The organism is Streptomyces sp. NPDC055506 (genome assembly GCF_053643595.1).
Genome location: NZ_JBSHKH010000023.1, coordinates 30,677 through 53,299, shown reverse-complemented (window position 1 = coordinate 53,299; position 22,623 = coordinate 30,677). Strand labels below are relative to the sequence as shown.

The 22,623-nt window shown below is 70.1% G+C and carries 24 protein-coding genes and 1 pseudogene; 12 read left to right on the top strand and 13 right to left on the bottom strand.

Going from position 1 to position 22,623, the window contains the following annotated elements:
- Positions 1 to 5: 5 nt before the first annotated feature.
- Both ACWIF2_RS12015 and ACWIF2_RS12010 read right to left on the bottom strand, forming a co-directional pair.
- The gene (locus ACWIF2_RS12015; RefSeq protein WP_454360051.1) at positions 6 to 497 is read right to left on the bottom strand and encodes a hypothetical protein; all 492 of its coding nucleotides are present in this window, start codon (positions 495 to 497) and stop codon (positions 6 to 8) included.
- Positions 494 to 2,884, bottom strand: a complete 2,391-nt coding sequence (locus ACWIF2_RS12010; RefSeq protein ID WP_454360050.1) for a molybdopterin oxidoreductase family protein — start codon at positions 2,882 to 2,884, stop codon at positions 494 to 496. Before ACWIF2_RS12010 ends, ACWIF2_RS12015 begins: the two co-directional genes overlap by 4 nt.
- A 244-nt stretch (positions 2,885 to 3,128) precedes the next feature.
- Here ACWIF2_RS12010 and ACWIF2_RS12005 point away from each other — a divergent pair, with 244 nt between their 5' ends.
- Complete coding sequence (locus ACWIF2_RS12005) at positions 3,129 to 3,956, top strand: SAM-dependent methyltransferase (RefSeq protein WP_454360049.1); 828 nt, start codon at positions 3,129 to 3,131, stop codon at positions 3,954 to 3,956.
- Positions 3,957 to 3,977: 21 nt separating this feature from the next.
- Here the strand turns inward: ACWIF2_RS12005 and ACWIF2_RS12000 are convergent, their stop codons facing one another.
- Together ACWIF2_RS12000 and ACWIF2_RS11995 are read right to left on the bottom strand one after the other, a co-directional pair.
- Positions 3,978 to 4,892, bottom strand: coding sequence for a helix-turn-helix domain-containing protein (locus ACWIF2_RS12000; RefSeq protein ID WP_454360048.1), 915 nt, complete (start codon positions 4,890 to 4,892; stop codon positions 3,978 to 3,980).
- Positions 4,893 to 4,948: 56 nt separating this feature from the next.
- A complete protein-coding gene (locus ACWIF2_RS11995) occupies positions 4,949 to 5,179 on the bottom strand; it encodes a DUF397 domain-containing protein (RefSeq protein ID WP_382484102.1) in 231 nt (76 codons plus the stop codon).
- A 151-nt stretch (positions 5,180 to 5,330) separates the two neighbouring features.
- On the opposite strand from ACWIF2_RS11995, the gene ACWIF2_RS11990 reads away from it, so the two are divergent.
- From ACWIF2_RS11990 to ACWIF2_RS11965, 6 genes are all read left to right on the top strand, one after another.
- Positions 5,331 to 5,492 carry a hypothetical protein gene (locus tag ACWIF2_RS11990; protein WP_454360047.1) on the top strand — a complete coding sequence of 54 codons (162 nt, stop codon included), beginning with the start codon at positions 5,331 to 5,333 and terminating at the stop codon, positions 5,490 to 5,492.
- A gap of 40 nt (positions 5,493 to 5,532) precedes the next feature.
- Positions 5,533 to 6,078, top strand: a complete 546-nt coding sequence (locus ACWIF2_RS11985; protein WP_454360046.1) for a hypothetical protein — start codon at positions 5,533 to 5,535, stop codon at positions 6,076 to 6,078.
- Between the two features lie 298 nt (positions 6,079 to 6,376).
- The gene (locus tag ACWIF2_RS11980; RefSeq protein WP_454360045.1) at positions 6,377 to 9,007 is read left to right on the top strand and encodes a SpoIIE family protein phosphatase; all 2,631 of its coding nucleotides are present in this window, start codon (positions 6,377 to 6,379) and stop codon (positions 9,005 to 9,007) included.
- A 128-nt stretch (positions 9,008 to 9,135) separates the two neighbouring features.
- Entirely contained in the window at positions 9,136 to 10,500 is a 1,365-nt protein-coding gene (locus ACWIF2_RS11975; protein WP_454360044.1) for an FAD-dependent oxidoreductase, read from the top strand.
- 148 nt (positions 10,501 to 10,648) lie between these two features.
- Positions 10,649 to 11,143, top strand: a complete 495-nt coding sequence (locus tag ACWIF2_RS11970; protein ID WP_454360043.1) for a lamin tail domain-containing protein — start codon at positions 10,649 to 10,651, stop codon at positions 11,141 to 11,143.
- Positions 11,144 to 11,245: 102 nt separating this feature from the next.
- Positions 11,246 to 12,226 (top strand): alpha/beta fold hydrolase, encoded by a 981-nt coding sequence (locus tag ACWIF2_RS11965; RefSeq protein ID WP_454360042.1) that lies wholly within the window; start codon positions 11,246 to 11,248, stop codon positions 12,224 to 12,226.
- A 9-nt stretch (positions 12,227 to 12,235) separates the two neighbouring features.
- Here ACWIF2_RS11965 and ACWIF2_RS11960 read toward each other — a convergent pair whose 3' ends face one another.
- The 7 genes from ACWIF2_RS11960 to ACWIF2_RS11930 all read right to left on the bottom strand — a co-directional run bounded on the left by ACWIF2_RS11960 (position 12,236) and on the right by ACWIF2_RS11930 (position 17,911).
- On the bottom strand, positions 12,236 to 13,786 hold the full coding sequence (locus ACWIF2_RS11960; protein ID WP_454360041.1) for an FAD-dependent monooxygenase: 1,551 nt from the start codon (positions 13,784 to 13,786) through the stop codon (positions 12,236 to 12,238).
- Between the two features lie 97 nt (positions 13,787 to 13,883).
- Positions 13,884 to 14,258 carry a hypothetical protein gene (locus tag ACWIF2_RS11955; protein ID WP_454360040.1) on the bottom strand — a complete coding sequence of 125 codons (375 nt, stop codon included), beginning with the start codon at positions 14,256 to 14,258 and terminating at the stop codon, positions 13,884 to 13,886.
- 63 nt (positions 14,259 to 14,321) lie between these two features.
- Positions 14,322 to 14,843: a roadblock/LC7 domain-containing protein gene (locus tag ACWIF2_RS11950; protein WP_454360039.1), complete on the bottom strand. Its 522-nt coding sequence runs from the start codon at positions 14,841 to 14,843 to the stop codon at positions 14,322 to 14,324.
- Between the two features lie 38 nt (positions 14,844 to 14,881).
- Positions 14,882 to 15,703 carry a hypothetical protein gene (locus ACWIF2_RS11945; RefSeq protein WP_454360038.1) on the bottom strand — a complete coding sequence of 274 codons (822 nt, stop codon included), beginning with the start codon at positions 15,701 to 15,703 and terminating at the stop codon, positions 14,882 to 14,884.
- Positions 15,700 to 16,101 carry a hypothetical protein gene (locus ACWIF2_RS11940; RefSeq protein WP_454360037.1) on the bottom strand — a complete coding sequence of 134 codons (402 nt, stop codon included), beginning with the start codon at positions 16,099 to 16,101 and terminating at the stop codon, positions 15,700 to 15,702. Before ACWIF2_RS11940 ends, ACWIF2_RS11945 begins: the two co-directional genes overlap by 4 nt.
- Positions 16,102 to 16,513: 412 nt before the next feature.
- Positions 16,514 to 16,816 (bottom strand): hypothetical protein, encoded by a 303-nt coding sequence (locus ACWIF2_RS11935; RefSeq protein ID WP_454360036.1) that lies wholly within the window; start codon positions 16,814 to 16,816, stop codon positions 16,514 to 16,516.
- 645 nt (positions 16,817 to 17,461) lie between these two features.
- Complete coding sequence (locus ACWIF2_RS11930) at positions 17,462 to 17,911, bottom strand: hypothetical protein (protein WP_454360035.1); 450 nt, start codon at positions 17,909 to 17,911, stop codon at positions 17,462 to 17,464.
- 479 nt (positions 17,912 to 18,390) lie between these two features.
- Between ACWIF2_RS11930 and ACWIF2_RS11925 the strand changes: the two genes are divergently transcribed.
- Positions 18,391 to 18,621: a hypothetical protein gene (locus ACWIF2_RS11925; protein ID WP_454360034.1), complete on the top strand. Its 231-nt coding sequence runs from the start codon at positions 18,391 to 18,393 to the stop codon at positions 18,619 to 18,621.
- Positions 18,611 to 18,868 (top strand): hypothetical protein, encoded by a 258-nt coding sequence (locus ACWIF2_RS11920; protein ID WP_454360033.1) that lies wholly within the window; start codon positions 18,611 to 18,613, stop codon positions 18,866 to 18,868. Before ACWIF2_RS11925 ends, ACWIF2_RS11920 begins: the two co-directional genes overlap by 11 nt.
- 667 nt (positions 18,869 to 19,535) lie before the next feature.
- Here the strand turns inward: ACWIF2_RS11920 and ACWIF2_RS11915 are convergent.
- The gene (locus ACWIF2_RS11915; RefSeq protein WP_454360032.1) at positions 19,536 to 19,796 is read right to left on the bottom strand and encodes a hypothetical protein; all 261 of its coding nucleotides are present in this window, start codon (positions 19,794 to 19,796) and stop codon (positions 19,536 to 19,538) included.
- A 164-nt stretch (positions 19,797 to 19,960) separates the two neighbouring features.
- Between ACWIF2_RS11915 and ACWIF2_RS11910 the strand changes: the two are divergent.
- Positions 19,961 to 20,523 (top strand): annotated as a pseudogene (locus tag ACWIF2_RS11910) (MBL fold metallo-hydrolase); the annotation flags it as partial.
- A 12-nt stretch (positions 20,524 to 20,535) separates the two neighbouring features.
- On the opposite strand, the gene ACWIF2_RS11905 reads toward ACWIF2_RS11910, so the two are convergent.
- On the bottom strand, positions 20,536 to 21,135 hold the full coding sequence (locus ACWIF2_RS11905) for a TetR/AcrR family transcriptional regulator (RefSeq protein WP_454360031.1): 600 nt from the start codon (positions 21,133 to 21,135) through the stop codon (positions 20,536 to 20,538).
- A 143-nt stretch (positions 21,136 to 21,278) separates the two neighbouring features.
- On the opposite strand from ACWIF2_RS11905, the gene ACWIF2_RS11900 reads away from it, so the two are divergent.
- Both ACWIF2_RS11900 and ACWIF2_RS11895 read left to right on the top strand, forming a co-directional pair.
- Complete coding sequence (locus tag ACWIF2_RS11900; RefSeq protein ID WP_454360030.1) at positions 21,279 to 22,073, top strand: alpha/beta fold hydrolase; 795 nt, start codon at positions 21,279 to 21,281, stop codon at positions 22,071 to 22,073.
- A gap of 165 nt (positions 22,074 to 22,238) precedes the next feature.
- A complete protein-coding gene (locus ACWIF2_RS11895; RefSeq protein WP_454360029.1) occupies positions 22,239 to 22,610 on the top strand; it encodes an antibiotic biosynthesis monooxygenase family protein in 372 nt (123 codons plus the stop codon).
- Positions 22,611 to 22,623: the final 13 nt, after the last annotated feature.

Below are 22,623 nucleotides of genomic sequence, written 5' to 3'. Positions count from 1 at the left end.
CCGGGTCACACACTGGTCAGGGCTTGCGGGGCCAGTTGTTTGATCATGGTATCGGTCCAGCGGAGCTGCCGGAGGCTCTGCGGCCGGCAGTCGGTGACCAGCGCCAGGAGCCGTTCGTCCCGGGTGGCCTGCGCCGCCTGGGCGAGCATCTCCCAGTGAAGGGAGTTCCGCGTGGCCGCCAGGTGCAGGTCGCGCAGGTCGTTCAGGAGGTGCAGGCCGGTCTCAGGGCGTCGGCCGAGTGCCTCCGACGCCTTCTCCCGCAGTGCGGTGAGCGCGCGGGGTGACGGGGTGCCGCGCGGGCCGGACAGATCGAGGCCGTGGCCATGGCCCGCGTCCGCCAGGCGGGTGGCGTGCTCACGGGACCAGCGGGCGACGTCGAGGGCGACGTGGTGGAACTCGTGGTCGGCGCGGTGCCGTGCGGCGGCCGCCAGCAGGTCCTGCTCCAGGTCGCGTTCGCCGTCGTGGAGGAGGCGCAGCGTGGTGCCGATGCCGGTCATGAGCCGCTCCCCGCCGTCCCGGTCCGTGCCCCGGTGTCGCTCGCCCCGCGGGCGACGAGGGTGACGCGTGCCGCGCCGGTCTTGAACAGGGGCTGTTTGGAGACCGGGTCCCAGTCGGTGACGGTGGTCTCGTTCGCGGCACGGCCCGGACCGTCGTCGGGCGGGCGGTGGCCTGCCGGGGTGTCCCAGTAGCCGTAGTGGAACGGCAGGAACACCATGCCGTCGCGGATCGCGGTGGTGCGCAGCCTGGCCCGCACCGCTCCGCGCGGGGTCGTGACCCGCACCAGATCGCCGTCGGCGAGCCCCCGCGCCGAGGCCTCGGCGGGTGAGATCTCCGCCCAGACGGCCGGGGCGGCGGCGTTCAGTTCGGGGGCCCGGGCGGTCTTCGTGCGGGTGTGGAAGTGGTACACGGTCCGGCCGGTGATCAGCTGGAGGGGGAAGTCGGCGGAGGTGTCCTCGTGGGGCGGCAGGTACTCCGCCGCCTTGATGACCGCCTTGCCGTCGGGGTTGAGGGCCCGGTACTCGCCGGGCTCCACGCTCGCCCCGGTGACCATGTCCCTGCCGTAGCTCTCGCAGGTGTCGGGGTGGGCGAAGGCGATGCCGTCGGTATAAAGGCGCGCGGTGCCGTCGGGGGCCTCCTCGGTGCAGGGCCACTGGATACCGCTGCCGCCGCGCAGCCGGTCGTAGTCGAGGCCCGTGTAGTCGCAGGGGCGCCCGGCGCTGCACCGCTGCCACGCCGCGAACGCGGACTCCGGGTCGTGCCAGGTGATCAGCGGCCCGTCGTCCTTGTCGCGGAAGTCCGTGCGGGCGGCGAAGTCGAGGAAGATGTCCAGGTCGGGGCGGGCCTCGCCGGGCGGTTCGACGGCCTTCTCCGACAGGTGGACCGTGCGGTCGGCGTTGGTGAGGGTGCCGGTCTTCTCGCCCCAGGTCGCCGCGGGCAGCACCACGTCGGCGAGCTGCGCGGTCTCGGTGAGGAACAGGTCCTGTACGACCACGAACAGCCGTTCCTGGGCGAGGACCGAGCGGATGCGGGACAGCTCGGGCAGGGACACGGCGGGGTTGGTGCCGGTGATCCACAGCATGCCGATCGAGCCCTGCTCGGCGTAGCGGAAGATCTGCATCGCGTGGGTGGGCGGCGCGTAGTGCGGGATGGTCTGCGGGGTCACGTTCCATACGGCGGCCAGCTCGGCCACGTGCCGGTCGTTCTGCCAGTTGCGGAAGCCCGGAAGGTCACCGTCCGCGCCGCACTCGCGGGTGTTCTCGGCGCTGGGCTGCCCGTTCATCTGGAGCAGTCCGCGGCCGGGGCGGCCCAGCATGCCGCGGATCAGGTGCAGGTTGTTGACCTGGACGGCGGCCGCGGCGGCCTGGTGGGACTGGTACACGCCCTGGAGGACGGTGGACAGCAGCCGCTTCCCCGTACCGAGGATCTCCGCCGCCGCCTCGATCCGCGCCGCCGGTACGTCGCAGATCCCGGCCGCCCACCTGGGGGTGCACTCCTCGACCGCGGCGGCCAGTTCGTCGAAGCCGACGGTGTGCGCGTCGACATAGGCGCGGTCGATCCGGTCGGTGCGGATGATCTCGTGCAGCAGCGCGTCGAGCAGCGCGACGTTCGTGCCCGCTCGCGGGGCGAGGTGGACGTCGGCGCGCCGGGCGACCTGGGTGAACCGCGGGTCCACGCAGACCAGCCGGGGCGGGTCGCCGCCCTCCAGGCGGTCCAGGAGCCGCATCCACAGCACTGTCTGTGTCTCCGCCATGTTGTGCCCGAACAGGGCGACGGTGTCGGCGTGGTCGATGTCCTCGTAGGAGCCGGGCTGCCCGTCGCAGCCGAAGGTCTCCTTGAGCGCCTCTGCCGCCGTGGCCGTGCACAGGCGGGTGTTGCCGTCCAGATGGTTGGTGCCGATGCCGGCGCGGGCGAGGACGGCCAGGGTGTAGTACTCCTCCAGAAACAACTGCCCTGTGGTGTAGAAGCCGATCGAGCCCGCGCCCTTGTCGTCCAGGAGTCGCCTGGTCCGGGCCGTGATCCGGTCCATGGCGGTGTCCCAGTCGCACTCCACGAGCCGGCCGTTCTCGCGGACCAGTGGTCTGGTCAGCCTGTCCGGGGAGCCGTTCGCCTGCCAGCCGTAGAGGTCCTTGGGGCCCAGACGCCCCCGGTTCACCCGGTCCCCGGCCCGGCCTCGTACCCCGACGATGCGTCCCTCGCGCACCGCGATGTCCATCGCGTCGCCGTTGGAGTGCAGCAGCGAGGCGGACCGCACCCACCGCTCCACGTCGGACTCGGCGATCCCGGCCCGCAGGTGGGTGTCCGTCCGTACGGGCCAGGGCGTACCGGGTTCGTACGGGGTACGGGAGCCCCAGGGATCCGCGATCCGGTCAGCCGACGTGTCCACGGCCCCGCCTTCCAGAGGAGAATCTCGCTCCACCGGCGAGTAACCCCTCCACGGCAACCGAAGCACCGGTGACACAGAGGCCGCAAAGGGTTACACAGCGGACACACGGCGGAATCGCAAGAAATCATCTTGTCGTTCGATCGGGGGCACCTGCGCCGAGAGGCTGGCACCGTCCAACTCCCCCTCCCTAGGATGTACTTCCTGTCCAGCCAGTCCGTTGGCGCGGCACCTTGCAGGGGGAACGATGCACTCCGAGAAGCAGTTGTCCACCGAGATCGACGCGACGGTGCCGACGGCAGCGCGCATGTACGACCACTACCTGGGCGGCAAGGACAACTACGCTGCGGACCGCGCCGCGTGCGAGGAACTCGACAAGGTCGTGCCGAGCACGCGCCGCCTGGCCCTCAACAACCGGCGTTTCCTCCAGCGCGTCGTGCGGACCCTGTCCGAGGAGTACGGCATCCGGCAGTACCTGGACCACGGCTCAGGCCTGCCGACGCAGGACAACGTGCACCAGGTCGCCCAGCGCATCGACCCCACGACCCACGTGGTGTACGTCGACAACGACCCGATGGTGCTGGTCCACGGCCGTGCACTGCTGGAACAGGACGAGCGCACGACCGTGATCCACGCGGACATGCGCGAGACCGACCTGATCTTCGACCATCCCGACACCAAGCGGCTGATCGACTTCTCCGAGCCGGTGTGCGTGCTCTTCAACTCGGTGTTCCACTGCATCCCGGACAGCGACACCGACGGGCCGCTCGCGGTGGCCCGCCGCGTCCGGGAGCGGCTCGCGCCCGGCAGTTTTCTGGTGATGTGCCAGCTGGTCAGCGAGGATGCCGAAGTCCGTGACTTCGTCACGAACTTCATGGACCAGGCGACCCAGGGCCACTGGGGCCGGGTGCGTGAGCCGAAGGACGTCGAGGCGTACTTCGAGGACCTGGAGATCCTCGAGCCGGGCCTCGTGGAGGTGTCCACCTGGCGTCCGGACACCGAGGTGGCGCCGCGTCAGCTGACCCACGAGTGGATCGAGTTCGGCGGCGTGGGGCGGATTCCGCTGGAGAAGTAGCGGGACCGAGGCACCCGCGCGTCAGGGGTAGCGCTGCTCCATGGTCTGACGCAGCAGTTCCATGGAGTCACGGGGCTTGAGCGCCTCGTCCGCGAGCCGGTCCAGCGCGATCCGGTACTCCTCCGTCTCGTCGCGGTCCTCGAGGAAGTTCGCGCTCCTGATGTGCTCCAGGTAGACCACGTCGGGAAGGTCGAGGCCGCCGAAGCGCAGATACGTGACCGGGATGGCCGGCGCCGAGGCGTTCGTGACGCTCAGCGGCACGATCTGCAGGGTCACGTTGGGACGTCCGGCCATCTCGACGAGGTGCGCGAGCTGTTCGCGCATCACGTCGGTGCTGCCCAGGACGCGCAGCAGCACGGACTCGTCGATGATCGCCCAGAGCTGCGGGGCCTCGGGCCGCGACAGCAACCGGGCCCGCTGTTCGCGGAGTTCGACGCGCCGCCGCACCTCCCCGGCCGGGGCGTTGGGCAGTCCGCGCTCGACCACGGCCCTGGTGTAGGCGGGAGTCTGCAGCAGGCCCGGCACGTACTGGATCTCGAAGGTACGGATGGTGGCGGCGGCCTCCTGGAGTCCGACCAGCCGGTCGAACCACTCGGGCATCAGCCGCTTGTCGTACCGCTGCCACCAGCCCGGCTCTCCGGCCCGCTGCAGCAGCTTGAGCAGGACCGACACCTCGTAGTCGTCGGTGTTGTACAGCCCGAGCAGCGCGCGGACGTCGTTCTCCGTCGGCGGGCGGCGGCCCTTGCCCGACTCGATGCGGGACAGCTTCGCGGGACTGAACCCGACAGCGCGCGCCGCCTGGTCCTGGGCGAGCCCGGCGTCCTCACGGAAGCCGGCGAGCTGCACACCGACCAGCATCTTCAGCAGAGTCGGCGCCGGCTCCGGCCTGTCCAGGTAGGGTTCCAGACGGGAGACGCGAGGCGACGCGGCGGACATCCTGACTCCCAGCAGACCGGACACAAGGGCGATTTAGCCTAGCGCACCCGTCCCCTTCAGAGCAGGTGGTCGAACTCGCCGTCCTTGGCACCGGCCAGGAACGCCGCCACCTCCGCCGCCGTGTAGACGAGCGCGGGCCCGTCGGGATCACGGGAGTTGCGCATCGCGATCCCTCCGTCGACTAGAGGGGCGACTTCGACGCAGTTGCCCTCGGCGTTGCTGTGCCGGCTCTTGATCCAGCGGGCGTCCAGCATGCTCGCCCGCACTCCGTTCTGCACTGGTGGCACCGCGGTCTCCTTCTGGCTTGCGTACTCATGACGGCTTGATTTTCACGCAATTTCTCGTGCAATTGCACGCGAGCGCCGTCAGCGTGGATAATAGCTGCGGCGTCAACCCCTGTGCCGGCGCCGCGTCCTGACGTCGCATCGGGGAGATGCCGTGTCATCACCTGCGCAGCACGTGCTCGGGCGGCTGACGCCGTACGAGGCGACGCCGCGCGTCTGGTCGCTCGGCCGGTGCCGCGAAGACAAGAGCCTCGTCATCACCGAGAACCCCACGCACCTGCTGGTCACCGTCCCCGACCCCAGGTTGTCTACCTGACCACCCATCTGACACGACTGCCGCGGAAAGGCCCCTCGCCATGCGCAGCGCTTCGACGGAACACCCGAGCAGCGAGCGCCCACAGCGCCCCGACATCCCGGCCGGGGAGTCCCGGGCCACTCCGCTCACGGCCATGGACCGCGTGCCGTGGGGCGACATCCAGGACTCCACCGGTTCGGCGGCCGCGATTCCCCTCCTGCTCAACGGCATCGCCTGGGGCGACCCCGACACCGCCCGCTCCGCACTCGACGACCTGCGGAAACGGATCTGCCAGTTCGGCTTCGTCGTGGAGCAGGCCACCGCCGCCACGGTTCCGTTCCTTTGGGAGCTGGCGAAGCTGCCGCAGGTGTCCTGCCGCGCCCAGATCATCCAGTTGCTCAAGAGCATCGCCGACGCCCGGCAGTGGGAGAGCACCGCCGCCGTCTATCCGAAGCTGCTGAACCATCGGGAGAACCCGGTGGTGTGGGAGCGTGCGGCACGCCAGGCGGTGCGCGCCCGGCGCGGCGAGCTGGGCCGGCTGATGGACGACGAGGACACCGAGATCGCCCGAGCCACGAACGAACTCGCGCGCTCCCTGGGAACCTGAGATCCGGGGCCCTGAGGCGCCGAGATTTTGCGGAAGGTTTCCAATCGGGCCAAGGTGGGTGTGCGTGCCCTGCCGGAGACGGCTCCCGGGTGCTCACCACGGGCGCCGGGAGACGTGACGAAACCGTGAGGGCCCCCTGTCACCATGGGTGATGCCCCTCGCCTCCCGGGGCCGGGCAGTGTAGACATGGCACATGGTCCGACTCTTGGGTCGATCCGGGACTCGATCGCCCCTGCGGCCCGGCGCTGCGCCGTCCGCACGGCAGCGGCGGGAGGCGGGTCCGTCGCGGTGGCATCCGATGGCGGGGCTGCGGTCGGTCGTGGGCGGACGCAGCGTCGCCGGACAGGTGTTCCTGCTCGTCGTGGTGATCGTGCTGCTGCTGGTGGTGGCCGCGGTCGTGGCGCTGGTGCTGCAAGTACGGCACGACACGACTCAGGAGGCCCGTAACCGCTCGCTCGCCGTCGCGGAGACCTTCGCCAACGCGCCCGGCACGGTCGAGGCGCTGGAGAGCCCGAATCCCACGGCGGTGCTCCAGCCGCGTGCCGAGGCCGCCCGCGAGCAGTCGAAGGTCGACTTCGTCGTCGTCATGAACACCGACGGCATCCGCTACACCCATCCCAAGCCGGACCGCATCGGGAAGAAGTTCGTCGGCACGATCGCGCCCGCGCTGGCCGGGAAGTCGGTGACCGAGGAGATCGAGGGCACCATCGGCCATCTCGTGCAGGCCGTGGTGCCGGTGAAGGACCCGGACGGGCAGGTAGTCGGCGTGGTGTCGGCGGGCATCACGACCGAGAACGTCGGCGGCACCGCCGACCGTCAGCTACCGCTCGTGCTGGCCGCCGCCGCGGTCGCCCTGGCCCTGGCGACGGCGGGCGCCGCGCTGGTGAGCCGACGGCTGCTGCGCCAGACCCACGGGCTCGGGCCGCACGAGATGACCCGGATGTACGAACACCACGACGCCGTGCTGCACGCCGTCCGCGAGGGCGTGCTCATCCTCGACGGCTCGGGCACCCTGCTGCTCGCCAACGACGAGGCGCACCGTCTGCTCGGACTGCCCGCCGACGCCGAGGGCCGGCACATCCTCGGCCTGGGGCTCGACCCCGGCACCGCCGACCTGCTGGCCTCCGGGCGCGTCGCCACGGACGAGGTGCACCTCGTCGGGGACCGACTCCTGGCCGTCAACCAGCGCACGACGGAGAGTGCGGGCGGCCCGCCCGGCAGCGTCGCCACGCTGCGCGACTCCACGGAGCTGCGCGCCCTGTCCGGCCGGGCCGAGACCGCGCGGGAACGGCTCAACATGCTGTACGACGCCGGGGTGGGCATCGGGACGAGCCTGGACGTGACACGGACCGCCGAAGAGCTGACCGAGCTGGCCGTGCCCCGGTTCGCCGACTTCGTCACCGTGGACCTGTTCGACGCGGTGCTGGGCGGCGGGCAGCCGAACGCGGCCGCCGCGCTGAGCCGTACGGCGCTGAACGGGATCCGCAAGGACGCCCCGCTCTACCCCGTCGGCGAGCGGATCAGGTTCGTCGAGTCCTCTCCGCAGGGCCACAGCCTCGACACCGGGCGGGCCGTCCTGGAGCCCAGGCTGGGTGAGGCCCCCGGCTGGCAGGCTCAGGACCTCGAGCGCTCCGCGCACATCGTGGACTACGGCATCCACTCCCTGATCACCGTGCCGCTGCGGGCGGGCAGCCTGGTGCTGGGCGTGGTCAGCTTCTGGCGCTTCGAGAAGCCGGAGCCCTTCGACGCGGACGAGCTGGTCCTGGCGGAGGAGCTGGTCGCGCGGGCCGCCGTCTCGATCGACAACGCGCGCCGCTACACCCGCGAGCACAGCATGGCCGTGACGCTCCAGCGGAGCCTGCTCCCCCGGAACCTGCCCGAGCAGGGGGCGCTGGAGATCGCCTACCGCTATCTGCCGGCGCAGGCCGGGGTGGGCGGCGACTGGTTCGACGTACTGCCGCTGTCGGGGGCCCGGGTGGCGCTCGTGGTCGGGGACGTCGTCGGCCACGGGCTGTACGCCGCGGCCACGATGGGGCGGCTGCGGACCGCCGTGCACAACTTCTCCGCCCTCGACCTCCCTCCTGACGAACTCATCGCTCTGCTGGACGAGTTGGTGGGCCGCATCGACCAGGACGAGACCGAGGAGGACGGCAGCGCCCCGGTCACCGGCGCGACCTGTCTGTACGCCGTCTACGACCCGGTCTCCCGGCGCTGCACCGTCGCGCGGGCCGGGCATCCCCCGCCGGCGCTGATCCACCCCGACGGCAGTGTCGAGTTCCCGGAGGTGCCCGCCGGTCCCCCGCTCGGGCTCGGCGGTCTGCCGTTCGAGACGGCGGAGCTGGAGCTGGCGGAGGGCAGCCGGCTCGTGCTCTACACCGACGGACTGGTCGAGGACCGGGAGCGGGACATAGACGTCGGTCTCGACATGCTGCGCGAGGCCCTGAGCCGGGCGGGCGAGTCCCCGGAGGAGACCTGCCAGGTGGTGCTCGACTCGCAGCTCACGGCCCGGTCCAGCGACGACATCGCCCTGATCGTCGCGCGCACCCGGGCGCTCGCCGCCGACCAGGTCGCCGAGTGGCCGGTGCCGGCCGACCCGGCGGCCGTGGGTGAGGTGCGGGCGGCGGTCACCCGGCAGCTGACCGAGTGGGGACTGGAGGAGTTGTCGTTCACCACCGAGCTCATCCTGAGCGAGCTGGTCACCAACGCGCTCCGGTACGGCGACGGGCCCATCCATGTACGGATGCTGCGCGACCGCAACCTGATCTGCGAGGTCTTCGACAGCAGCAGCACCTCGCCGCATCTGCGGTACGCGACGATGACGGACGAGGGCGGGCGGGGCCTGTTCCTGGTCGCCCAGCTCGCGGAACGCTGGGGGACGCGCTATCTGCCCGCCGGGAAGGTCATCTGGGCGGAGCAACCGCTGCCATAAGCAGCCATGGGGAGTGCTCATAAAATTGCCTTATGAGCTCATAGACCGGACCCGCGTACCGACTTAGGCTTGCCTTAGTTTAGGCTTCCCGACGAGATCGCTTGTCGCCGCTCGAAGGGAACCTGACCATGCCCCGCCCCCTGCGGGTAGCCATCGTCGGATCCGGCCCCGCCGGGATCTACGCCGCCGACGCCCTGCTCAAGTCCGAGGTGGCCGCCGACCCCGGCGTATCCATCGACATCTTCGAGCGCATGCCGGCGCCGTTCGGACTGATTCGCTACGGCGTGGCGCCCGACCACCCGCGGATCAAAGGCATCATCACGGCCCTGCACCAGGTCCTCGACAAACCGCAGATCCGGCTCTTCGGCAACGTGGACTACCCCTCCGACATCAGCCTGGACGACCTGCGCGCGTTCTACGACGGTGTGATCTTCGCCACCGGCGCGACGGCGGACCGGGCACTGCCCCTGCCGGGCATCGAGCTCGACGGCTCGTACGGTGCCGCGGACTTCGTGTCCTGGTACGACGGCCACCCCGACGTGCCGCGCACCTGGCCGCTGGAGGCGGAGAAGGTCGCCGTGCTCGGCGTCGGCAACGTCGCCCTCGACATCGCGCGCGTTCTGGCCAAGACGGCGGACGAACTGCTGCCGACGGAGATCCCGGCCAACGTCTACGAGGGTCTGAAGGCCAACCGGGCCAAGGAGATCCACGTGTTCGGCCGCCGGGGCCCGGCGCAGGCGAAGTTCAGCCCGATGGAGCTGCGGGAGCTGGACCACTCCCCCAACATCGAGGTCATCGTCGACCCCGAGGACATCGACTACGACGAGGGCTCGATCGCCACCCGGCGCGGCAACAAGCAGGCCGACATGGTCGCCAAGACCCTGGAGAACTGGGCGATCCGCGACGTCGGCGACCGGCCGCACAAACTCTTCCTGCACTTCTTCGAGTCGCCGGTCGAGGTCCTCGGCGAGGACGGCAAGGTCGTCGGTCTGCGCACCGAGCGCACGGAGCTCGACGGCACGGGCAACGTCAAGGGCACCGGCACCTTCAACACCTGGGACATCGGCGCGGTCTACCGTGCGGTGGGCTACCTGTCCGACAAACTCCCCAAGCTGCCCTGGGACATCGACTCCGGCACCGTCCCCGACGAGGGCGGGCGCGTGATGCAGGAGTCCGGCGAGCACCTCCAGTCCACGTACGTCACCGGCTGGATCCGGCGCGGTCCCGTGGGCCTCATCGGGCACACCAAGGGCGACGCCAACGAGACGGTGTCCAACCTGCTGGACGACTACGCGAACGGGCGGCTGCAAACGCCCGCCACCCCGGCTCCCGAGGCCGTGGACGCGTTCCTCGCCGAGCGGAACGTCCGCTTCACCACCTGGGACGGCTGGTACAAGCTGGACGCCGCGGAGAAGGCGCTGGGCGAGCCGGAAGGCCGCGAGCGCGTGAAGCTCGTCGAGCGCGAGGACATGCTGCGGGCGAGCGGCGCCTGACGCCCGTCCTGTAGGCCCGTGGGGCGGGTCCGGTGGCAATGTCACCGGACCCGCCCTTATGCGTGCTTGAAGCGTGTACGATCCGGGTGCTTCACCGAATCATCACGCGGCCTTCACAAGAAGGCCTTGCAAGGGGGGACAAACGTCCATGCACATACGCCTTGTCGCCACCACGGCGGCCGTCGCCGGAGCCCTGACCGCCCTGACGGCGGTTCCGGCCCAGGCCGCCGAGTACAGCTCCGCGCTGAAGATCCGCGGCATCCAGTACGACGCTCCGGGACGCGACTCGAACAGCTGCTCTTCGGGAAACACCGACGAGGAGTACCTGACGATCGAGAACTACTCGCGGTCGACGACCGTGAACCTCAAGGGATACGTCGTCAAGGACGCCGCGGGGAACAAGTTCACCTTCACCGCCAGCCACACGCTGCAGCCCGGTGACTACGTGAAACTGCGCGGCGGCAACGGGTCGGACTCCGACACGAAGAACGTCGTCTACCGCGACAACTGCAACTTCATGTGGAACAACGACAAGGACACGATCTACGTGTACAAGCCGTCCGGCAGCCGCGCCGACGTGCACTCGTACACCAAGAGCGGCTCCGACAAGGACGGCAACGGGTACATCACGTACCACGGCTGAGATGGCATGAACGCGGGGCCTGTTGCCGATCCGGCAACAGGCCTCAGGTTTTCCCCGGCGGGCGCAGCATGATCAGAGGGTCCGAGAACCCAGGGAGGATCCATGCCCCAAACGTCCGCCATCGGCCCGGTCCACCGTCTGGTGCCCTCACCGGCCGGTCGCACGCACCTCGTGGAGCAGGGAGAAGGACCCCTGGTTCTGCTGCTGCACGGGTTCCCCGAGTCCTGGTACACGTGGCGCCGCCAACTGCCGGCGCTGGCCGCCGCCGGCTATCGCGCGGTGGCCGTCGACGTCCGCGGCTACGGGCGCTCGTCCCGGCCCGCGACGGTGGAGTCGTACCGGATGCGGGAACTGGTGGAGGACAACGTCGCCGTGGTGCGGGCACTGGGCGAGCAGTCCGCAGTGGTCATCGGGCACGACTGGGGTGCGGGCATCGCCGCGACCTCCGCGCTGCTCCGGCCCGAGGTGTTCCGCGCGGTGGGGCTGCTGAGCGTGCCCTACACCCCGCCCGGCGGCCCGAGGCCCAGCGAGGTCTTCGCCCGGATGGGCGGCGACGAGGAGTTCTACGTCCCCTACTTCCAGGAGCCCGGCCGGGCCGAGGCCGAGATCGAGCCTGACGTACGCGGCTGGCTCGCCGGCTTCTACGCCGCCCTGTCCGCGGACACGATGCCCGGGGCCGGCGCCCCCGACCCGCACTTCGTCGGCCGCGGCGGAAAGCTGCGCGACCGCTTCCCCGTCGGCCGGCTTCCGCACTGGCTGGACGAGGCCGACCTGGACGTCTACGCCGGGGAGTTCGAACGCACGGGGATGACCGGCGCCCTGAACCGCTACCGGAACATGGACCGGGACTGGGAGGACCTGGCCGGCCTCGCCGGCGCTCCGGTCACCCAGCCGTCCCTGTTCATCGGCGGCGGCCTGGACGCGTCCACGACCTGGCTGGCCGACGCGATCGAGGCGTACCCGACGACTCTGCCTGGTCTGACGGCTTCTCACATCCTGGAAGGCTGCGGTCACTTCCCGCAGCAGGAACGGCCGGACGAGACCAATCCGCTCCTGATCGAGTGGCTCGCCGGTCTTCGCTGACTTAGAGAACTAGAGGACCAGGCCCGGCAGCCAGCGCTCCAGGTAGGCGCGCAGACCGGTCAGGTCGTTGCCGCGCGCCACGTATCCCACGTATCCGTCCGGGCGTACGAGGGCGTGGGTGACGTCCGGCCAAGGGCTGTCCGAGCCGAGGTGGTGCACGCTGAGCAGGTCGTGGCGTCCGCGCTCCGGCAGATCCGGTGGCCAGAGGTGGGCAGGGCCGGTGAGCAGGAGGTGGTAGCCCTGTGCTGCGGTGCGCTCATGGAGTCCGGGCGGGACATCGGGGAGCCGGTCTCCTGCCCGCGGGCCTTGTCGTGGTGGGTGCGGTCCGCTGGTGGAGGCAGGTCCGCGGCGGTAGTGGATGCCGAGTTCGGAGACCGTGCGGAAGAGCCGTGCGCGGGGACGGGTCGTGCGCAGCAGCAGCGGGGCCAGGCGCGGGGCGAACTGGGTGCGGGCGAGCCGGAGGGCCGGGTTGCCGCTCGTGCCGACGGTGAACGCCCGGTCGGTGAGGCGGCGCACGCCGTGGCCGATCGGGGCCCGCTCCGCCTCGTACGTCTCCAGCAGTTCCTCGGGCGCCGCGCCCCGGCAGACATGAGCGAGCTTCCAGCCCAGGTTGAGGGCGTCCTGGATGCCGGTGTTCATGCCCTGCCCCCCGGCCGGGCTGTGGATGTGCGCCGCGTCCCCGGCGAGGAAGAACGGGCCGTTGCGGTAGTGGGTGGCGCCGCGGTTGTGGATGCGGAAGGCGGTCATCCAGACCGGATCGCGCAGGATCAGCCGTTGGTGGTGGTGCCCGGTGTGGTCGGTGCGGACGGTTGTCCAGTCGTCGGCGAGCCGCTGGAGCATGTCCAGTGTCACCTCGCCCCCGGGGGAACCCGGCGGGCGCATCGCGATCATCCGCCAGGTGGCCGGTGTGCCGAGCGGGAAGAAGAACAGCATCCCGGCCGCGGTCAGGTACGTATGGGCGGCACCCGGCTCCAGCCCTTCGACCTCGAGGTCGGCGAGGAGGAAGGTCTGCGGGTAGGCGTGCCCCTCGAAGGCGATGCCCGCCTGGGTGCGCACGGTGCTGTGCGCCCCGTCGCAGCCGACGACATAGCGCGCCCGCACAGTCTCCTGGCTGCCGTCCCGGCACCGGAGTCGGCAGCTGACGTACCCGCCCTCCCGCTCGGTGCTCACCAGTTCCGTGCCTCGTTCGACGGTCACGTCCCGGGCGGCGAGCCGGGCCGTCAGGACGGCTTCGGTCTCCGACTGCGGAAGGAAGAGCAGGAAGGGGTACGGGGTGTCCTCGCAGCCGACGTCGAACACCGGCACCCGCAGCTCTCGTCGGGGCAGATGCAGGTGGAGCCGGACCGCCGTATTGCCCCGGTCGACCAAGTCGTCCGTCACCCCGAATCCGGCCAGCATTTCCAGGGTCCGGGGCTGGATGGCCGGCGCGCGTGACTCCTGGGCCCGGTCCAGTGAGCGGTCCACGATCCGGAACGGGATGTCGTACGCGCGCAGTTGTGTCGCGAGCGCGAGTCCGGTCGGGCCCGCGCCCACCACCAGCACATCCAGGGGTGCCGTCATGACCCCAACGGTAGTCGCGGCCGACAGCGGGCCGGGGCCCTCCGGCCCGTGTTGCGTCCGGAGGGCTCCCGTGGTGCCGGTTCAGGGTGGTGCGGGCTCAGACCTCCAGCTCGGCTTCGATACGGCGGAGCTGGTGGCGGGCCATCGCCAGGTTGGACCGGCTCCCGTCGAGCACGAGATAGAGGAACAGACCGCTGCCTCCGCGCCCCTTGATCAGGCGGATGAGGTGGTACTGGGTGTTGAGGGTGATCAGGATGTCCTCGATGTCCTCCTTCAGTCCCAGGAGCTCCATGGTGCGCAGCTTGGCTCGTACGACGTCGGTGTTGCCGGCGGCGGCGACTTCCAGGTTGAAGTCCTTGGTGCCGCCGAGGGTGCCGAGGGCCATGCCGCTGGTGTAGTCGACGAGGGCTGCGGCCGTGGCTCCCTCGATGGAGCTCAGACATTCCTTCAGCGCGGTCTCGGTGTTGGCCATGCGCTCGGTTCCTTTCGCCGTTTTGCTTCGGTGGGTCGTCATGAGGTTCGGGTGGTACCGGCGTCAGATGCCGGTGTGCGGGCGTGGCTGGTGGGTGGGCCGCTGCGGTGTGCGGACCGGGAGGGTGCCGATGGGGCGGGCCGTGGCCGGGGGCGCTGCGGCGAGGTGTTCGGCGGGCGCGGGCCGGTCGGCGTGGCGGCCGGTGCCCGGTCCGACGCGCGCGGCCACCAGGTCCGCGATCCGGGCGCCGCTGCGTCGGCCCTCCAGATGGAGGCGGCCGACGTTGACGCGGTCCTCGGCGAGGAGGGTGAGGACGGCGGTGGTTCCGGCCGCGTAGGTCGCGACATAGCCCCGGGAGCCGCGCACCAGCAGTTCGCGGAAGTCGCCGCGGCCGGCGGCGTCGGTCAGGCGATATGCGACGCCGAGTGCGGCGGCGGTGAGCGCCGCGAGTCCTTCCGGCTCGGCCTCCGGCACGTCGTGGGCGAGGACGAGTCCGTCGACGGTGGCCGCGAGGGAGCCCGTAAGCCGGGGTACGCGGGTGCGGAGCCGACGCAGTTCGTCCAGGACGTCGGTCTCGACGGCCATGAGCATTCTCCTTTCGGCACGCTGTCTTCGCGCGCGGATCACAGTGCCTCCAAGGCGTGCAGAAGCCGTCGCAGCAGTGCGGTGTCGGGCTCGTCCGGTACCACGGGACGAGGGGCGGGGCCCGGCTCGGCGGACACGGGGGCTGAGGCTGGGGCTGGAGCGAGGGCTGGAGCGGGGGCCGTGGCTACGGGGACGACCATGCCGGCGGCGGCCAGGCGGCGGAGTTCGACGAGGGTGTGGAAGGTGCGGAAGGCGAGGGCCGTGGCTATCTGGGCCGCAGTGCGCACGCCGTCGACCTGGGCGAGGGTGCGGCTGCGGCGGGCCGGCAGGTCCGAGGGGTCCGCGTCGGGCACCCGGGCGAGCGGGGCGAGGTCGACACAGGGTTCGGGCCATATGCGGTGCAGCAGTTCGCGGCGGCGTCTCGACTCGCGCAGGACGGCGTCCACCGGTACGGAGCGGACCGCGCCGAGCCAGTGCGCGACTCCGGGGCGGAAGCGGAGTGCCGGTCCGTCGTGGGCGAGGACGAAGTACGCCGCGTCGAACAGGGCGCCCAGGTGACACAGCTCCAGCGCGCCGGCGGCGAGGTGGCCGCTGTCGACCAGCTGCCGGCCGACCCTGCAGCGGCGGCCAGCCTGGTCGATCGCGGCCCACCAGCCGTCCGGGGCGAGCGCACCGCTGTGGGTGAGCAGGTCGCCGAGGTCGGATGTGACGGCGGATTCCACGTGGACGACGTGTCCCGAGGCCAGGTAGACGATCCCCGACTCGGTGGACAGGGCGCCGCTCGCGCCCTGCGCGGCAAGGGTGCCGAGCAGGGCCGAGGCCGGTTGGTCCGTGCGTGAGGCGCGGGTCGGCGTCGTCATCCGAGCACCAGTCTGTCCGCCATCTCGGCCAGCCGGATGCGGGCCAGGGCCAGGTTGCCGTCACTGCGGTCGAGCCATAAGTGCACGAACACCGTGCTGTCGAACGTCGTGCTGACGAACCTGAGCAGGTGGTACGAGTCGGCGTTCGTGATGATCAAGTCCTGTACGGGTGGTTCTTTGCCGGACACCTCTCCCTCGTCGCCGGCCGGTGCGAGGAGGCCGCTCTCCGTGGCGAGACGGGCGAGTTCGGCGGTCTCCGCCGCCGTCGCTTCCACGTCACCGCCCGGTGCGTCACCCACCGCGCCCAGGGCGAGACCACTGATCCAGTCGACCACCGATGCCCCTCGCGCGCCGGGCAACCGCATGGCCTCCAGCAGACTCTCGTCAATTCCGGGCACGCCGAATCCCCCTCCCCTGCACGGCCGTTCCCGCGAACGTGAGCACGACACTACGGTGTGTGCTCGGTGCAGGTGAACGCTTTGGCATTTTCCAAAGGAATGTGCAGTGGAGTGAACAGAGGGGCGTACGGGATCGATCCGAAGCGAGCAGGAGTCGCCCCGCGGCGCTCCGGGGCTCTCAATCACTGTCTTGACCTGGGCTCTAGCGCGTCGGACCCTGCATCCCGCGCTCCGCAGCGAGTCGCACGTTCGGGCAGCTTCCGCAGGATGCCGCACCCATACGGGTACCGGATCAGAGCGCGCCCCGGACGGTGCCCGGAGCACACGGTGGCGAGCCGGGGTGGCCCGAGCGGTATCGCATCCGGTGCTTGTTCGGTGCGGAGGGAGGCTGCGGGCGGGAGAGTCTTCGCCCTCAGTTGTCCGTTCCCTCAATGCCGCCCTCGGGTTCGATCGGGCCCGGCGGGTAGAAGGGGAAGACTCGCCGGATGATGGGGCGGACCGGGTCCGGCGGGTAGAAGGGGATGGTTTCTCTGATGATGGGGCGGATCGGGTCCGGCGGGAAGAAGGCGATGGCTTGCCTGAAGATGGGGCGGATCGGCTCCGGTTGGATGGGTTGGGCGTGGGCCGTCGGGGCGCCGAGCAGGACGGTTCCCGCAGCCAGCGCGGTACCGACCGTCACCGCGGCCAGTCGGCCTCTGACGCGTGTATGTCTCATGTGAAGGCTCCTAGTCAGGAAGAGGAGGGGCATGTCGTGCATATCTTGCGATCATGTGTTGACCATGCGAGCTCGCGACGCCGCTCATCGCTGCCGGACCCCCCGAACGGCCGCATCCTGACGGGTGGCCCACGATTGCCCAGCAGGTCTTAGCCCCGCCATCGAGGGCGAGCGGCACCCCATGGCGAGAGCTCCGCCAAACCTGGACCGCACGGAGCTTGATCGTTGCCCGCTGCTACGTGTCGCAGCCAAGATGTGCCGTCGGACCGGTGACACTGGTAACGCGTGGTGGTCCAGGGTCTGCTCCCCGCACAGGCCGGACCGCGCCTTCTCCGGTTGACCGGCCGGTCACCTACGGCCCCGGGAATGGCAGAGCCCCCAGGGCCGTAGGTCAGTACCCGGCATACAGCTGTGTCCTTGAAACCCTGGTCGCACGGCTTCGGGGAGCACAACACGACCGGCTGCGGCACGCGAACACGACCATGGCCAAGTCCCCTCCCGCTAAGCGCATTCGCGCCGTTGCGTCACCCTTTCAGGGAAGGGACTCACCAAATCCTCGGCTGTCACCGTGTCCTTCAAGCGACCGGACGAAGGGAACACGGATTGAGGGCCGACGGTCGTACGTCGGCCCTCCGAGGTGCGGTGTTACTCCGTGGGGATCGGGCCCACGTACTCCAGGGTCCAGGTCTCCTGGAACTCGGGTTTGGGCTCGACGAGTTGGATCTGCGCGCCGCGGTGCCCGGCGCGCAGATCGAGTCCCTTGTCCGAGAGGATCTTGATTCCGCCGATGACCCTCTCGAAGGTGAACTTCGCCCACTCGGCGCGCGGCACGCTGTTGACGTAGAGCTTGTCCTCGGGGACGACGAGGCCGGCGGCGGGGTGGTAGGCGAGGTGGATCACGTACGGCGATCCCACCTGTTCTGGATCGGAAACGTCGATGATCCACTCCTGCTCGATCGGGAGCGGGTTGAGGCGGTCGGTGATGACGGGGGCGCCGTACTTGACGGCGTATTCGGTGGCAGTCAGCAGGCTGGTGGGGCCGATGATGTGGGCGTGGATCTTGTACTTGCCGGGCTTGACCGGGATCGGAGCCATGAACGGGTCCCTCTCTCACCGAGCGCGCCGGGTCACCGGCGCTTCCAGTACATGTCGCCAGGATCGCGACACAATCGACCATCGCAAAAGGGTCAAATACGGCCAAATTGCTTACGGCGTGGACTGTTCGGTCACAGGTGCGAACACGGTGGCCCAGGGTGGAGAAGCAGGCCGGTGACCCACTCGACCGACGGCTCACAAGGACGGGTGGTTCACCGGCGAAGGCGCGGGAGGCACCTGAGCGGCCATGCAGGTGCGCGCCGCGGAGCGTGTGGGGCCGGTCGACGATGTCGACTGCGGCCAAGTCGTCCGTGGCCCGGGTGGGGGCGTCCTGCGCGCGCCGGGCTGTGCCGAGGCACCGCGGGGCGCGGGGCCACCGGGCCGCTCGTCGGGCCGGGATTGGTCCGTAGCCCAGACCCGTGCCGGGTCCGGGCGATACCGTGAGGACATACGCCATATGACGCCCCCGGGGAGCCTCGATGAGCCAGGAGCCGGCCGCAGCGCCCGACCGCCAGCCGCTCGATGAGACCGCCGCCGCTTCGGCCCGCCAGTACGCGGCCGACCAGCGGGCGCGGGTCGACGTCCTCGCTACCGTGCTGGAGGACATCGCCGCCAACGGCTACCCCTCGCCCGAGTCCGGGGTGCTGTGGGAGGTCGCCCGCGACAGCCACCTTGCCCGTCTCGCCGGTGAGGAGCCTCGTGTGGCCTGAGCAAGGCGCGCGGCGCTCCCAGGTCATCCTGGTGGAGCCCGCGCTCACTCAGCTGGCGAAGCTGACCGCGTCCGAGACGCACCGTCTGGACCGTGCGATCGTCGCGATCAGCGTCAACCCGAACATCGGAACCGAGGTGCCCGGCACCTTGCTGCGCGACTACGCCGACGAGATCGACGGCGTACGGGTCATCTACTACGTGACCCCCCTGGGCTCGATCACCATCGTGGCCTACGTCGAGGCGTAAAGGCCTTCCTCGAGCACCCTGCGCGGCGCCCCGGACTTCCTTTGACCCGGGGCCGCCGCTACTTCGGCTGCTCAGTCCCGCGCGCCCGTGCCAGGAGGCTCTGCAGGTGATCTGCCACCGCCGTGGCTGCCGTGCTCAGCCTGGGCCGCTCGACCTCGGGAACCGTCGGTGGCCCCACACATGGGCCACCGTCCACAGCTCCTGCAGTTCCCCGACGTCGTCCACGTCCTGCATCTGCTCGGCGAAATCCAGGGCGGCGTCGAGCGTGGTGAGTGTGGCCGTGCTGTGCTCGGCGCCACGGCGGCCGGTGAGCCGGCACAGTGCCGCCGACCGGCCCCAGCACCGGGCTGGGGATCTCGAACTTCGCCATCGTGCCTTCTCCAGCCACGCTCACCGGTACCTCGAGGGCCAGTCTTCCAGAGGGCGCGGCCATCGCCCGTGTGGTGATGGCGCTCGCGGGGTCTCGGGAAGGATCGACTGGTGTCGCGGCCGGGTTGGGCTCGTCGGACCGGCGACACTGGCCGCGCGTGGACGGTGCAGGGGGCCTGTTCCCGTACAGGCCCGACCGTGCCTTCTCCGGTGCACCGGCTGACGACTGGCGGCCCCCGGGGGATGCAGGTTCCCGGGGCCGCGGGACGGCCCGCGGCAGTTCGTCTGATCTTCGTGATCACTGCGAAAGGCCGACCTCGGCCGCCCGGAGCAGGACTTCACCGCACGTGGGCGACGGTGTCGGTGAGGGGTCGGCGAGGACGTTCAGCGCATGGTGCAGTTCCGTGCTCAGCAGCAACAGCCGGTGGCTGTATGGCCCGCCCTTGTAGGCGTATAGGCGGAAGACGTTGACGGCCTGCTGGTCACGGTCGTCAGCGAAGGTGTCCGGGAGCCCGGCGAACAGTTCGTAATCTTGCTTGCCGGTTACTGCGGCGGCCACGCCCCGGAGGGGCAGGGCATCGAATTGCGCGGCGGACACGGAAGCGTCGACCGCAGTACTGAACTTGAATGGGTGATGTCGGGCTGGACGGCTGCACTTGGTTCCTGCTGAAACCCAAGTCAGAGGCGTCCGCGCTGTGATCGGCGTGCAGATGCGAGATCCAGATGCTCACCGCGTACTACGGCGCCCTGTACGCGGACATTCACCTCGCAGCGCCGTTCCCTCTCTACGGTCCCCGCCTGGAATCGCCGACCGGCTGGCCGGCTTTCTCACCAACACTCCAGCCCGCAGCCCGATCGAATCCGCCTTCGCCGTTACCGAGTTGCACGACGGGCACCAGACGGCCGTTGGCTCGCTCCGACTGACCAGCCGGGCGGTGTCGCGCGGCATTCCGGCCTTCGCTGTACGCATCGAGGCGGCAGGCAAGTCGCTGGTGTACTCCGGAGACACGGCACCGTGCCCGAGCCTCACGGAGCTGGCCGAGGGATGCGGCGTGCTGTTGTGCGAAGCCGAGAGCGCATAGACACCAGCCGAGGGCGAAAAAGTGCACCACACGCCCGAGGACACCGGCGACACAACCAGTACGGCAGGGGCGGGCCGACTGATCGTCACGCACGTCGGCCGCTTGCGCGCCCCAGCGCTCGCGGTCGGGTCGAGTACGTGCATAACCGCGAGGCAACAGCCAGCTCATAAAGCACGTACCACTCAGCACATGAAGCTTCCATGAAGCGAGTGACTGCTACTGGGAGTCCTGCGGTGCGTCAGCACGCTGCAGCATGATGAGCCACTGGGCCACGACGGCGTCGATGAAGGCGTCGGTGACCTGACCCCGGTCGAGGAAGAGCCGGGCGAGGACGGGGCCGTACAACAGGGTGAACTCGTCTTCGCTGATCTGGATGCCCGCAGGCTCCAGCAGCTTGTTGAAGCCGGCGTGGCGGTCTTCGCCGATGCGGACGAGCGCCCGGGCGCTGTCGGGGTCGTGGTCGGCCTGGGCGGTGACGGCCAGAGCCGCGGTACGCACGGCAGGCACGCTGACGCCGGCGCGCAGGCTCTTCAGCCAGGCGGTGGCCACCTCACGCACGTCGCTGCCCGGTTCGGGATAGGTCCCGAGATCTGGGCCTTCGAGGACGAGGTCGAAAAGCAGCGCGGCTCGGGTGGGCCAGTGCCGGTAGAGCGTCTGGCGGGTGACGTCTGACCGCTCGGCCAGCAGGGCGTAGGTCAGCCCGGCCGGTCCGACCTGAGGCAGCAGTTCCCGCGCGACAGCCAGCACACGGTTACGGGTGCGCTGCACGCGTGGGTTGCCCGGGGTCGGCTGACGACGGTGAAGGGGCTGCTTCATGCCGCCACCCTACCGGCACATCATACGGCGCGTGTGATTGACGTCACAGGTCCGAATCATACACCCTGTGTGATAGACCTTGGGGAGTAATCACACGCATTGAATGATTCTCGCGTGTTGGCGCACTGGAAAGGCAGACGACCATGTCACCTCGTACCCTGACCGCACCCGCGTTCGCCCGCACTCGCCTCGGCTCCGGCCCTGGCCTGCTCCTCGCCCACGGCGCCGGCAGCAGCCTGGCTGGCACTTACGGCCCCGTCCTGGAAGCCCTCGCCGCCCGCTACACCGTCGTCGGCATCGACTACCCCGGCAGCGGCGAAACCCCTCGCTCCACCACCCCGCTGTCCGTCGACGACCTCGCCGACCAGCTCGTCGCCGCCGCCGACGCAGAGGGCCTCGACCGCTTCGCCGTGTCCGGCTACTCCCTCGGCGGTCCGGTCGCCATCCGCGCCGCCACCCGCCACCCCAAGCGCGTCAGCGCACTCGTCCTGACCGCCGCCTTCCCGCACCGCGACAACCGGCTCGCTCTCGCCTCCTCGGTCTGGAGCAAGATCGCCGCGTCCGGCGACCGCGAGCTGCTCGCCGAATTCCAGCTCATGATGGCCCTCGGCACCCAGGCACTGGAGTCGATGCCGGCCGAGCAACTGCAGCAGACCCTCGGCTACGTCGCCGCCGGTGCGGCCGACGGAAGCTCCGAGCAGACCGACCTCGTCGGCCAGGTCGACGTCCGGGACGACCTCGCCGGCCTCAAGGTCCCCACCCTGGTCGTCTCGACGACCGACGACCGGCTCACCTCCACCGCCCTGCACCGCCAGCTCGCCGAGACCATCCCCGGCGCCCAGCTCACAGAGATCCCCACCGGCCACCTGCCGATGCTGGAGCGGACCGACGAGTGGCTGCAGCTCATCACCGACTTCCTCGGCAAGCACCACGCCTGAGGACGCACCACGGACGGGCCCGCGCAGCGAGCGACGGCGTAGCCCCTCACCCGGACCGCCCACTGATAACGCCCCATCAACAGCCAACTTGGCCGCGTCGGTCCCTGATCACTTGCATCTCTGTGGGTGAGTAGACCCACTCCCCCTCGATTTCATGGAGAAATCATGCTCAGTTTCGGCCACCTCGACGAGTCCACCGCCTTCCCCGACCAGCAGAAGAAGAAGGCTGGCCCGGTCACCATCATCAACACCTTCGTCGCCCCGGAGGGCAAGGAGGATGAGGTGGTGGCCGCCTGGACGGACGACGCGGAGTACATGAAGAAGTCGGGGAGCCTTCTCTCCGTGCAGCTGTACCGTGGCATCGGCGGCAGCCGGCTTTTCACCAACGTCGCGGTCTGGAAATCCACCGAGCACCTCCATGCAGCACTCAGCACGCCGGAGTTCGCCTCCCACCTGGAGCACTATCCCGCCGGCACCGTCGCCTACCCGCACCTGTACCAGAAGGTCGCTGTCGAGGGCATCTGCGAAGGGGAATGACGACCGCTCCCCG